General features: G+C 75.6%; 13 protein-coding genes. 5 read left to right on the top strand and 8 right to left on the bottom strand.

Translation table 11 applies throughout. The features are described from left to right. Nucleotides 1-43: 43 nt before the first annotated feature. From VF468_08750 to VF468_08720, 7 genes are all read right to left on the bottom strand, one after another. Nucleotides 44-823 carry a hypothetical protein gene (locus VF468_08750; GenBank protein HEX5878395.1) on the bottom strand — a complete coding sequence of 260 codons (780 nt, stop codon included), beginning with the start codon at nt 821-823 and terminating at the stop codon, nt 44-46. Between the two features lie 157 nt (nt 824-980). Next, complete coding sequence (locus VF468_08745) at nt 981-1,451, bottom strand: MSMEG_6728 family protein (GenBank protein ID HEX5878394.1); 471 nt, start codon at nt 1,449-1,451, stop codon at nt 981-983. Between the two features lie 2 nt (nt 1,452-1,453). Next, on the bottom strand, nt 1,454-2,272 hold the full coding sequence (tatC, locus tag VF468_08740; protein HEX5878393.1) for a twin-arginine translocase subunit TatC: 819 nt from the start codon (nt 2,270-2,272) through the stop codon (nt 1,454-1,456). A gap of 23 nt (nt 2,273-2,295) precedes the next feature. Further along, entirely contained in the window at nt 2,296-2,499 is a 204-nt protein-coding gene (locus VF468_08735; protein HEX5878392.1) for a twin-arginine translocase TatA/TatE family subunit, read from the bottom strand. Nucleotides 2,500-2,544: 45 nt separating this feature from the next. Then, entirely contained in the window at nt 2,545-2,733 is a 189-nt protein-coding gene (locus tag VF468_08730) for a hypothetical protein (GenBank protein HEX5878391.1), read from the bottom strand. A 217-nt stretch (nt 2,734-2,950) separates the two neighbouring features. Further along, on the bottom strand, nt 2,951-3,949 hold the full coding sequence (locus VF468_08725) for a WYL domain-containing protein (protein HEX5878390.1): 999 nt from the start codon (nt 3,947-3,949) through the stop codon (nt 2,951-2,953). Beyond that, on the bottom strand, nt 3,946-4,893 hold the full coding sequence (locus VF468_08720; protein ID HEX5878389.1) for a WYL domain-containing protein: 948 nt from the start codon (nt 4,891-4,893) through the stop codon (nt 3,946-3,948). Before VF468_08720 ends, VF468_08725 begins: the two co-directional genes overlap by 4 nt. Before the next feature lie 78 nt (nt 4,894-4,971). Between VF468_08720 and VF468_08715 the strand changes: the two genes are divergently transcribed. The 3 genes from VF468_08715 to VF468_08705 are packed head-to-tail and all read left to right on the top strand — an operon-like array spanning nt 4,972 to nt 8,276. Then, complete coding sequence (locus VF468_08715) at nt 4,972-5,637, top strand: helix-turn-helix domain-containing protein (GenBank protein ID HEX5878388.1); 666 nt, start codon at nt 4,972-4,974, stop codon at nt 5,635-5,637. 6 nt (nt 5,638-5,643) lie between these two features. Then, nucleotides 5,644-6,726, top strand: a complete 1,083-nt coding sequence (locus tag VF468_08710) for a DUF3866 family protein (GenBank protein HEX5878387.1) — start codon at nt 5,644-5,646, stop codon at nt 6,724-6,726. Next, nucleotides 6,723-8,276: a hypothetical protein gene (locus VF468_08705; GenBank protein HEX5878386.1), complete on the top strand. Its 1,554-nt coding sequence runs from the start codon at nt 6,723-6,725 to the stop codon at nt 8,274-8,276. Before VF468_08710 ends, VF468_08705 begins: the two co-directional genes overlap by 4 nt. A 9-nt stretch (nt 8,277-8,285) precedes the next feature. On the opposite strand, the gene VF468_08700 is transcribed toward VF468_08705, so the two are convergent. Further along, the gene (locus tag VF468_08700; protein ID HEX5878385.1) at nt 8,286-8,780 is read right to left on the bottom strand and encodes a MarR family transcriptional regulator; all 495 of its coding nucleotides are present in this window, start codon (nt 8,778-8,780) and stop codon (nt 8,286-8,288) included. 116 nt (nt 8,781-8,896) lie between these two features. Here VF468_08700 and VF468_08695 point away from each other — a divergent pair, with 116 nt between their 5' ends. Then, a complete protein-coding gene (locus VF468_08695; GenBank protein HEX5878384.1) occupies nt 8,897-9,835 on the top strand; it encodes an ABC transporter ATP-binding protein in 939 nt (312 codons plus the stop codon). After that, nucleotides 9,832-11,439: ABC transporter permease (locus VF468_08690; protein ID HEX5878383.1), on the top strand; the 1,608-nt coding region annotated here is incomplete at its 3' end. The genes VF468_08695 and VF468_08690, both read left to right, overlap by 4 nt.

Here is an 11,439-nt window from a genome sequence, read left to right as displayed (position 1 = left end):
TACCCGCAGTCGGGTTGTGGACCAGCAGGGCGCGCACCCGCGGCTAGTTCGGCGGGAGGATGTTGCTCGGCGAGCCGGCGGCGCCGGAGTAGCGGGCGCCGAAGGCCTCGGTCGACTCGCCCGGCATCTGGCGGGTCAGGTCGAGGCCGTAGCGGGCGTGGACGCGGGCCAGGGTGCCGGCGGCGGCGTCCATGGCCTGGCCGGCCTGGGCGGCGGTGGCGGCGCCCTGGTCGACCAGGACGCTGGCCGCCCTGCTCTTGGCCGGGACGTCGCCGACCTGCTCGAAGAGGGTGGCCGCCTGCTCGTAGCCGGCGATGGCGGCCACGTAGCTGTCGCGCACGCTGGTCAGCAAGGGCTCGCGGCCGCCGACGTTGTTGGGCGGCTCGCCGTCGGTGCCGGCCTCGGCCGGGGCCTCGCCGACGGTGATCGACTCGACCCGGCCCTTGATCTGGCCCAGCTTGGCCGTCCAGCCGCTGGCCCGGACGGCGAGCTGCTCATTGGTGAGCTTGCCGGCGGCCACCTCCTGGGCGCTGGGGAACCCGGGCAGCTCGGCGGTGCCGGTGCCGATGACCGAGGGGAGCTGGTCGGTCTGGGCGCGCAGGTCGGCCGTGAAGCGGCGCACGTCGTCGCGGGCCCAGCCCTCCTGCACCCGGTTGAACCCGGCCACCAGGGTGCCGAGCAGGGCGATCACGGCCAGCGTGACCGGAAAGGCGGTCGCCCGGTACCAGGGAAGCCGCCGCTCCGCCGTCTGGATCCGCGGCCCGGTGGCCGGCCGGCGCACCGGCCGCCCCTGGCTGCGCTTGCTCTTGCCCTTGATGGCCACCCTTGCTACCCCGCTCCCAGCGTCGTCGTCCGCGGCCCTCGGCCCGATCCGAACAAGCGTACCGCGAGCGGCCGCCCTGCTCGTAACGGATCGGCCACAGCCCGCCGCCGGAGAAACCGGCCCGCGGAGGCCTGCGCCGCCTGCCCCTACGGGAGGGCTAGGCCTTGCGCGTCGCCGACCGGACCGGCCACACGTACGGCAGGTCGTCGGGCACGTCGGGGAACTTCTCCTTGTAGAACGCCGGGTCCTTGCGGACCAGGCTGGACTGATGGCTGCGGTGCAGGGCGGCGTCACCCAGCCAGGGCGGAAGGGCGCCGGCGTCGGCCAGCTCCTCCTGGGAGCGGGGGGCGGCCACCCCGATCCGGGCCAGCTCCTCCCGCAGCTTCAGCTCGCAGCTGTCGGCGAACCCGAGCACGAACCAGGCCCGGCAGACGGTCACCCCGTAGCAGCCGAGGGCCTCGGTGTGGCCGCGCCACATCAGCACCGCCGGGTGGTGGCGCCAGCCGTAGCCGGGCGTGGTCAGGGCGCGCAGCACCTGGAGGGCCTCGACCCGCTGCTTGCCCAGCCGGCGGGGGTCGAGGGCGCGGGCGCTGGCGGCGAAGTCGGGATAGGGCAGGTAGGTCTGCAAGATCAAGGCTCCCCGGTGCCGGCGAGCGCCTGCCGCCGGGCGCGGCGGGGCTCGATGATGAAGCGGGCGATGGCGGCCGCGGTGAAGTAGAACAGCCACATGGGCACGGCCATGGCGAACAGGCTGATCGGGTCCTGGCTGGGGGTGATGACGGCCGCGGCCACGATGATGACGGCCGCCGCCGGCCGCCAGGCCCGCAGCATGGCCGCCGACGACAGGGCCCCGACCAGCGACAGGAACACGAGCACGAGCGGGAACTCGAAGGTGATCCCGAAGGCCAGGCCCATGAACAGCACGAAGCGCAGGTAGCGGTCGGCCTGGAAGAAGCTGGCGATGCCCTCGCCGCCCATGGTGCTCAGGAAGCCGATCGCCTTGGGCAGGGTGTAGAAGGCCACCGCCACCCCGGCGACGAACAACAGGGTGCTGGCCAGGGCGAAGGGGATGGCGAAGCGCTTCTCGCTGGGTCGCAGGCCGGGGGTGATGAAGCGCCACAGCTGGAAGGCGATGAACGGCATGGCCAGCAGCAGCCCGACGGTGAGGGACACCCGGATGCGGATCGACAGCGGCTCCAGCGGGCTCAGGGCGGCCAGGCGGCAGCCACCGTCCTCGGCGACGCTGCCGATCCGGGCGGCGGCCGGCAGGGCGCAGTAGGACCGGAGCAGGAAGTCGATCACCGGCTCGTACAGCAGCGAGAAGGCGACCAGGGTGGCCACCACCAGGGCGGCGCAGCTCTTGGCGAGGCGGTTTCGAAGCTCCCCGATGTGCTCGAGGATGGACATCTCGCCCGTCGGGTTGGCCCGCGGGCGGCGCGAGAGTCGCACGGTGGCTCCGGCCGGAGGGCTGGCTAGGGCGTGGTGCCCCGCTCGCGCTCGTCGGCCGACGCCGGCTTGCCCGGCTCGTCCTTGTTCTCGTCCTTGGACGCCTCGGTCACGCCCTTCTTGAACTCCTTGATGCCCAGGCCGACGTTACGGCCCATCGCCGGGAGCCGGCTGGCGCCAAAGAGCACGACGATCGCGATGATGACCCAGATCCACTCCGGCCCTGGCATTGCCCAACTCCTTCGCATCGTCCGCCGGCGCACGCAAGGACGAGTCTACCGCTCCTCGGCGGCTCTGGCGCTGCGTTCGGACAGACGGGCGGCGTGGTCGGCGGTCTCCTCGCTGGCCTGGGCGAGCTTGTCGAGCTCCGGGGTGAGGCGCTCGGACAGGGCCTGGACGGACGCGGCCAGGGCCTTGAGGTTGCCGACCATGCGCCAGGCGGTGAAGCCGACGGTGACGAGCACGGCCAGCCAGAAGACGCCGAGCAGGATGGCGAGCCAGAGCGGCAGGGTGACCTCCGGGCGGCGGGGACGGCCGCCGGATCCTACCGGGTCGGGCGGGTCAGCGGCACGCCGCCTGGAAGCGCGACCACCAGTCGGGCGACTCCGTCGGGGCGTCGTGGCTCCGCCCGGGGTATCGGCCGCGACGGCGGCGGGCTTGAGCCGAACCGGGACGAGGGCGCTAGCCGGCGTAGGCGGCCAGGGCCTTGCCGGCGGCGTCGGCGACGGCGCGGCGGAGCTCCGGGGGCGACACCGGCTCGGCGGCCGGGGCCAGGCGCAGGACCAGGCGGACCAGCCAGGACAGCTGGTGGGTGGCCAGGCGGACCCGCAGGCGCCCGTCGGGGCGGCGCTCGGAGGCCAGGATGGGGAAGTAGTCGGCCGCCCACTCGGCCTCGGGGGCGAGGTCGAGCTCGCATTCCAGGCCGCCGGCGAACAGCTCGGTCCCGCCCAGCTCGCCGTGGGCGGCCGGGTCGAAGCCGGCCGGGCGCTCGAACGGCTCGTCGGTCGGCCGCACCGACACCACCCGGTCGACCCGGAACAGCCGCTCGGCGACCGCCTTGTGGCACCAGCCGGACAGGTACCAGTGGCCCGAGGCGCTGAACACCAGCCACGGGTCGACCTTGCGGCGGGTCAGCTCGCCCCGGGAGGCCGACCAGTACTCGATCTCGACCCGGTGGCCGGTGGCGGCCGCCCTGGCCAGCTCGGTGCGGCGGCTGGTCTCGGCCGGGTCGCCCTCCAGGTCGACCGAGACCCGGCCGGCCAGCTCTTGGACCCGGTCGAGCTGGTCGGCGGGGAGGACCGCCTCCAGCTTGGCCAGGGCCCGGGCCAGGGCCCCCTGCTCGGCCACCTCGGGCAGGGCGTCGAGGGCCCGCCCGGCCAGGTACAGCCCGGCCGCCTCCCGCCAGGTCAGCCGGGGGGCCCGGGCGAACCAGTCGGCGAAGCCGATGTGGACCTTGTCGCCGTCGACCCACGCCTCCATCAGGTCGCCCGGCCCGTACGGTGGCACGCCGGTGACGTACAGCAGCTCCAGGTCGGCGATCAGGGTCTCCCGGGTCATGTCGAAGCGCTCGCAGACCTCCTCGACGGTCGCCCCCGGGTGGTCGTGCACCCAGGGGACGAGGGCGAGGAGCCGCTGCAGCCGCCCGGCGGCGCTGGTGTCGGGGGTCCGGGCCGGGCTCACGCGCGCACCATCTCCTGCAGGGCCTCGAGGCGGCGGCGGGCTTCGTCGCGCAGGTCGGGAGGCTCGACGATCTCCACGCTGTTGCCCATGGCCCAGCCGAGCAGGCCGTCGCGGTCGCCGACGGGCAGGCGCAGGGTGACCAGGCCGTCGGGCCGGGGCGGGCCGGCGGGGACGGCGCCGCGCAGCTCGGCCAGGCGGGCCGTGGCCCGGGCGGCCCGGACCAGCGCCATCGGCGCCCCCTCGGGCTCGCCGGCGGTCGGCAGCACCTTGCCCGGGTCGAACCCGGCCGGGACCTCGAAGTCGGGGCCGCGGCTGGTCGGGCGGACCTTGCGGATGTCGGAGGCGATCCGTGACACCCGGAACGAGCGCAGCGCGTCCCGGTCGGCGTCGTGGCCGACCACGTACCAGGTGCCGCGCCGGTTCACCAGGGCGTACGGGTCGAGGCGGCGCTCGGCCGCCTCCCGGCCCGGGGGCCGGTAGCTGAACACCACCCGTTTGCGGCCCGAGGTGGCCTCCAGCAGCACCGCCAGCAGCGGGCTGGCCCCGTCCAGGTTGGCCCGCAGGGCGTCCGGCCCGGCGCCCGGGTCCAGGTCCAGCTTGACCAGGCCGGCCACGGCCGCCGGGTCGCGGGTCGCCCCCGACCAGGCCCGCGCGGCCAGGGCGAGGGCCGCCCGCTCGTCGGGGGCCAGGTCCAGGTCGGGCATGCCGTAGGCCTCGGGGTCGATGAAGTAGCCCTCCTCGCTCCCCCAGGCATCGATCGGGGCCCGCTCGACCGGCACCCCCAGGCTGCGGAGCTCCTCCTTGTCCCGCTCGAACATGCGCCGCAGGCTCTCCCCGCTGGCGTCGTACCCGGGCACCAGCTCGGCCACCTGGTCGAGCGTGAGGGGCCGCCGGGTGTCCAGCAGCAGGGCGATCAGATTGACGAGCCGCTCCACCTTGCGCATGCCCCGATGCTAGTGGAATCGCGCGCAGCCCGGGGGGTGTCGTTGCCTCGGCTGGAACGACGGCGCTAGCCTGGGCCGATGACCGAGGCAGGAAGCGAGCCAGCGGGGAGCGCCCCGACCCGACGGGCCGTGCTCGATCTGCTCAAGCGCAACGGCTCCCAGACGGTCGCGCAGCTCGGCGCCGCCCTGAACCTGTCCGGGGTGGCGGTCCGCCGCCACCTGGAGACGCTGGAGCACGTCGGGCTGGTCCGGCAGACGACCCGCCCCCAGGGCCGCGGCCGGCCCGCCTACGTGTACGCCCTCACCGAGATGGGCCACGACCTGTTCCCCCGCAACTACCACCAGCTGGTCGCCCAGCTGCTGGAGGCGGCCACCTCGGAGCTGGGGCCGGAGGCGGTGGAGCGGCTGTTCGACCACCGCCAGCGGGAGCTGGCCGAGCTGTACGCCGGCCGCACCTCCGGGCGCCCCCTGCCCGAGCTGGCCCGGGCCCTGGCCGCCATCCAGGACGAGAACGGCTACATGGCCGACTGCGCCAGCGACGGCGACGGCCGCTTCGTGGTCAGCGAGCACAACTGCGCCATCGCCCGGGTGGCCGGCGCCTGGCCGACCGCCTGCGCCCACGAGCTGGCCCTGTTCCGGCAGCTCGCCGGGCCGGACGTCGAGGTCGAGCGGGTCGCCCACATCCAGGCCGGCGACCCCGTCTGCGCCTACGTCCTCCGGGCGGCCCAGCAGAACGGGCGCTGAGCCGCCGTGGTCCGCATCCGCAACGGGCGGGTCACGGCCATCGGCGACCGCCGCCCGGGCGCGACCGAGCTGCGGGTCGCCCTCGACGGCGAGGACGGCGAGGTCCCGGCGATCAGCTACGACCGGCTCACCGGGCCGGTCGAGGCCGGGGACGAGGTGGTGCTGAACACCACCGCGGTCGCCCTGGGGCTCGGCACCGGCGGCTTCCACGTGGTCATGGCCCGGGTCGGCGGGCCGGTCGACGACCCCGGCCCCGGGCATGTCATGAAGGCCCGCTACACCCCGTCGCAGGTCCGGGTCCTGGCCGTCGAGGAGGAGGACAGCCCCCACCGGGCGGCGGTCGCCGCCTGCACCGACCTGGGCGGCCTGCCGGTGGTCTGCGCCGAGCTGCACTCGATGGTCCCGGTGGTGGCGGCGGCCGCCCGGGCGGTCGCCGCCGACCTCCAGGTCGCCTACGTGATGACCGACGGCGGGGCCCTGCCGCTGGCCTTCTCGCGGCTGGCCGCCGAGCTGCGCGCCGGCGGGCTGGTCGCCGGGACGATCACCGCCGGGCAGGCGTTCGGGGGCGACCTGGAGGCGATCTCGCTGTACTCGGCCCTGGCCGCGGCCCGGGCGGTGCTGGCCGCCGACGTGGTCGTGGTCGCCCAGGGGCCGGGCGGGATGGGGTCGGGCACGGCCCTCGGGTTCTCCGGCACCCAGGTGGCCGAGGCGGTCAACGCCGCCGCCGCCCTCGGCGGCCGGCCGGTGGCCTGCCTGCGCCTGTCGGCCGCCGACCGGCGGCCCCGGCACCGCGGGGTCAGCCACCACAGCCTGACCGCGCTGGGCCGCCTCGCCCTGGCCCGCTCGGCCGTGGCCGTGCCCGAGCTGGCCGACCCCGACCTGGCCGGGCTGGTCGACCGCCAGCTGGCCGAGGCCGGGGTGGCCGGCCGCCACGACCTGCACCGGGTGGCCATCCCCGACCCGGCCAAGCTGCTCGCCGGCTGGGGCCTGGAGGTGACCTCGATGGGCCGCGGGCCCGAGGACGACCCGGTGTTCTTCGCCGCCGCGGCCGCCGCCGGCACCCTGGCCGGGCGCCTGGCCCGGCCATGAGCGGGGTGGTCCCCCGGTGGATCGGGCTCGTGTCGCGGCTGAGCGACCGGGCGGTGTTCACCGCCTGCCTGGGCGGGCTGGTCGCCGGGATCGGGCTGTTCCTGGTCCTGCCCCTGGCGCCGCGGTTCCTGGAGCTGCACCGGCTGCCCACCAACCGGGACTTCGACGTCGAGCTGCGGCCCCAGGGGCAGGTGACGGCGTTCTGGGTCGTGTCCATGGCCAGCTTCGCCCTGGCCGTCTGGCAGTGGCGGCGGGGCCGGCGGCCCAGCTGGGCGCTGCTGCTGGCCGGGGTGGCCGTGCTCCACCTGCTCGCCCTGCTGGTCCCGCCGGTGGCCTCCAAGGACGTCTACGCCTACTCCTTCTACGGCAAGGTCCAGACCACCTACGGCGACAACCCGTACCTGTCGTTCCCCGACCAGCACCCCACCGACCCCTGGCACAAGTTCTGGTCGTGGCGGCTGTTCGGCCCCGTCTACGGGCCGCCGTTCCTGCTGCTGCTGCGGCTGCTGGCCATGGCCGCCGGGCCGAGCCTGCTCACCTGGGTGGTGCTGACCAAGCTGGTCCTGGTCGCGGCCGAGCTGGCCGCCATCTGGGTGCTGGTCCGCGCCCTGCGGGCCGCCCCGTCGCTCGGCGAGGACCCGCGCTGGCCGCTGCTGCTGCTCGGCTGGAACCCGATGGTGCTCCAGTCGATCGCCATGTCGGCCCATGTCGACGCCCTGCTGCTGCTGGTCCTGTCCCTGGCCATCCTGGCCCACCGGCGGGGCCGGCACCTGCTGGCGTTCGTGGCCCTGGTCGGCTGCTTCCTGGTCAAGGTGTACATGGGGCCGCTGGCCGCCCTGTACGCCATCTGGCTGGCCATGGGCCGGCCCCGCCTGCGGGACCGGGTGGCCGTGGTGGCCGCCCTCGGCCTGCTCGGGACCGTGCTGACGGCGCTCGTCTACCTGCCCTATGCCAGCGCCGGGGGCAAGCTGTTCACCAGCGCCGTCGACGTCAGCGGCCACTTCTCCAGCGGCAGCCCGCCCAACCTGGTCCGCCGGCTGCTGGCCGCCGTGCTGCCCCTGTTCGGCCTGTCCGAGCCGTCGGCGGCGGCCGCCGGGGCCCGGCTGGGCCGCCAGCTGGCCATCGCCGGGATCCTGGTCGCCTTCGTGCTGGTCGCCCGGACCCTGCGCCCCGGGGTCGACCCGTGGCCGAGGATCGCCACCTTCTTCCTGGCCTACCTGCTGCTCACCCCGTGGGTCTTCTACTGGCACGAGGTGCCGCTGCTGGGCATCGTGGCCGCCGTCCCCTGGAGCCTGACCAGCCTGGTCGCGGTCGCCCTGTCGATCACCCTGGTCCCGCTGGCCCCGGCCGGCCCCCCGGCCATCGGCACGGGCGCCCGCGGCTCCCCGGCCGGGGACCTGGCCGACACCCTGGCCGGGTTCGCCAGCCGCTACGGCGGGGCGTTCCTGGTCCTCTGGCTCGGCCTCCGGGACCGCCGCCGGCCCCGGAGCGCGCCGGCCGACCCCGACCCGTCCCCCGAAGCGGCGGCCCCCAGCCAGACCCCGCGCTGAGCCGGCCGATCAGGCGCCGGGCGGACCGGCCCGGCCGGCGGCCCGCAGCTCCCGCCACTCCAGCACGGCCCGCTCCAGGGCATGACGGAAGTGCTCGAAGAACCGCCGGGTCTCCTCCAGCCGGTCCCCCGCCGGCGAGCCCGGCCCCACGGCCTTGACGCCGTCGGACAGGTCCTGCTCCCAGCGGGCGACCATCTCCTCGCGCCGGGTGACGGCCTCGTACCAGGTGCCGGAGGAGATGCGGTAGTGGTCGCGCCGCTCCCCCGGCTCGCGCTCGCGCCGCACCAGCCGCAGCTGGGTCAGGTAGCGCACCGCCCCGGAGACGGCGGCCGGGCTGACCCCGAGCTGGGCGGCCAGCTCGGCGGCGGTGCAGCGGCCGTCGTCGGCGGCCAGGATGGCCGCGAACACCCGCGCCGGCATGCGGGCCATGCCCGACTCGGCCAGCGTCAGGGCGAACCGCTCGATGAAGCGCCGCACCGCCTCGTCGTCGCGCTCCTCGCCCACCGCCCCTCCTTGGCGAACTTCCTTTTAGAACCTTCACAACATTGTGAACGAAGTGTAGCGTGTGACGGGAGCGGACCGCCAGGGGCGGTCCCGGGAAGGAGGCGGTGAAGACACCGATGTCGACCGCGATCTCGATCTCCGGGCTGGAGAAGCGCTTCGGCCCCACCCGCGCGCTCGACGGGCTCGACCTGGAGGTTCGGACCGGCGAGGTGCACGGGTTCCTCGGCCCCAACGGGGCCGGCAAGACCACCACCATCCGCGTCCTGCTGGGGCTGCTGCGGGCCGACGGCGGCCGGGCCGAGCTGCTCGGCGGCGACCCCTGGCGCGACGCGGTCTCCCTGCACCGCCGGCTGGCCTATGTGCCCGGCGACGTCAACCTGTGGCCCAGCCTGTCCGGCGGCGAGGTGATCGACCTGCTCGGCCGCCTCCGGGGCGGCCTCGACCCGAGCCGCCGGGCCGACCTGCTGGAGCGGTTCGACCTGGACCCCCGCAAGAAGGCCCGCACCTACTCCAAGGGCAACCGCCAGAAGGTGGCCCTGATCGCCGCGCTCGCCTCCGACGTCGAGCTGCTGCTGCTGGACGAGCCCACCTCGGGCCTGGACCCGCTGATGGAGGCCCGCTTCCGCGAGGTCATCGACGACGAGCGCCACATTGGGCGCACCGTGCTGCTGTCCAGCCACATCCTGGCCGAGGCCGAGGCCCTGTGCGACCGGGTCAGCATCGTGCGGGCCGGGCGCACCGTGGAGTCGGGCACCCTGGCCGAGCTGCGTCACCTCACCCGGACCTCGATCCAGGCCGAGCTGGCCGGCCCGCCGGACGGGCTGTCCGGGCTCGCCGGCGTGCACGACCTGCAGGTGGACGGCACCCGGGTGCGCTGCCAGGTGGACAGCGCCCAGCTCGACGAGGTGCTCCGGCACCTGTCGGCGGCCGGGGTGCGCAGCCTGACCAGCCAGCCGCCGACCCTGGAGGAGCTGTTCCTGCGCCACTACCAGGCCGAGGAGGCCGCTACCGCCGACGGGAACGGCCAGCGCCGGACGGAGGAGGCGCGGCGATGAGCGCGGTGGGCGCACGGCGAGCCCCGGCGGGCACCAGGGCGGCGTCAGGCAGTCAGCTCACCGGCACCGGCCGGCTGCTGCGGCTGGCCATGCGCCGCGACCGGGTGGTGGCCACCGTGTGGGTCCTCGGCCTGTTCCTGTTCGCGTTCACCCAGGCGGCCAGCATCGTCTCGCTGTACCCGACCCAGGCCGACCTGGACCGGCTGGCCAGGACGGCCACCGGCATCGGGGCCAACCCGGCGGTGGTGGCCCTCCAGGGCCCGGCCTACGACGCCAGCACCTACGGCGGGGCCACCGCCTGGCAGGTGGTCACCCCCGGGGTGTTCCTCATCGGCCTGATGAGCCTGCTGCTGATGACCCGCCACACCCGCCAGGAGGAGGAGACCGGCCGGGCCGAGCTGGTCAGCGCGGGCGTGGTCGGCCGCTACGCCTGGCTGGCCGCCAGCCTGCTGTTCGTGCTCGGGGTCAACGTGGTCCTGGCCGTCCTCAGCGTCCTCGGGTACGTGGCCGTGGGCCTGCCGGTTGGCGGATCGGTCGCCCTGGCCGTCGGCTGCGGTCTCAACGGCCTGGTCTTCGCCGGCGTGGCCGCCGTCACCGCCCAGCTGACCGAGTACGCCCGGCCGGCCAACGGCATGGCCTTCGCCGCCCTGGGCGCGGCCTTCCTGCTCCGGGCCGTCGGCGACACCGCCAGCGGCCTGTCCTGGCTGGCCTGGCTGTCGCCGATCGGCTGGGCCGAGCGCTTCCAGCCGTTCGCCGGCGAGCGCTGGGCGGTCCTGCTCCTGCCCGTGGCCCTGCTGCTGGTCCTGCTGGTGGCCGTGGTCGCCCTGCGCGACCGGCGCGACCTGGGCGCCGGGGTGCTGGCCACCCGGCTGGGGCCGGCGACCGCGCCGGCCTGGCTGCGCAGCCCGCTCGCCCTGGCCTGGCGGCTGCAGCGCGGCGCCCTGCTCGGCTGGGCCGTGGGGGCGGCCGTGGCCGGCCTGTCGTTCGGGGTGCTGGCCCAGGACATGGCCCAGTTCGCCGCCGAGGACCCGGAGACGGCCGAGATGCTGGCCTCATTGGGCGGGGCCGGCAGCATCACCGACATCTACCTGGCCGCCGTCCTGTCCTGGATCGGCCTGCTGGCCGCCGGCTACGCCGTCCAGGCCACCCTGCGGCTGCGCTCCGAGGAGGCCGAGCTGCGGGCCGAGCCGGTGCTGGCCACCACCGCCTCGCGGGTCGGCTGGGCTGGCAGCCACCTGCTGGTGGCCGCCGCCGGGGCGGCGGTCGTGCTCGCCGCCGGCGGGCTGGTGGCCGGCCTGGCCCATGGGCTGCGCGCCGGCGACCTGGGCGGCCAGCTGCCCCGGGTGGTGGGCGCCGCCCTGGTCCAGCTGCCGGCGGTGTGGGTCCTGGCCGCGCTCGGGGTGGCCCTGTTCGGGCTGCTGCCGCGGCTGGTGGTCGGGGCCACCTGGGCGATCCTGGGGGTGGTGCTGGCCATCACCATGTTCGGGGAGGCGCTCCAGCTCAGCCGCTGGCTGCTCGACCTGTCGCCGTTCGCCCACCTGCCGCGGCTGCCGGCGGCCACCTTCACGGCCACCCCGCTGCTCTGGCTGGTGGTCGTGGCGGTG

The organism is Actinomycetota bacterium, from assembly GCA_036280995.1.
GTDB lineage: Bacteria > Actinomycetota > CALGFH01 > CALGFH01 > CALGFH01 > CALGFH01.
The sequence above is the reverse complement of the archived record's forward strand: the minus strand, read 5'-3'. Positions and strand labels throughout refer to the sequence as shown.

What these genes read in the sequence shown, in the direction of transcription:
- VF468_08735 (HEX5878392.1), bottom strand. Translation starts at nt 2,499, where the DNA reads ATGCCAGGGCCGGAGTGGATCTGGGTCATCATCGCGATCGTCGTGCTC.
- VF468_08720 (HEX5878389.1), bottom strand. Translation starts at nt 4,893, where the DNA reads ATGCGCAAGGTGGAGCGGCTCGTCAATCTGATCGCCCTGCTGCTGGAC.
- VF468_08715 (HEX5878388.1), top strand. Translation starts at nt 4,972, where the DNA reads ATGACCGAGGCAGGAAGCGAGCCAGCGGGGAGCGCCCCGACCCGACGG.
- VF468_08705 (HEX5878386.1), top strand. Translation starts at nt 6,723, where the DNA reads ATGAGCGGGGTGGTCCCCCGGTGGATCGGGCTCGTGTCGCGGCTGAGC.
- VF468_08695 (HEX5878384.1), top strand. Translation starts at nt 8,897, where the DNA reads ATGTCGACCGCGATCTCGATCTCCGGGCTGGAGAAGCGCTTCGGCCCC.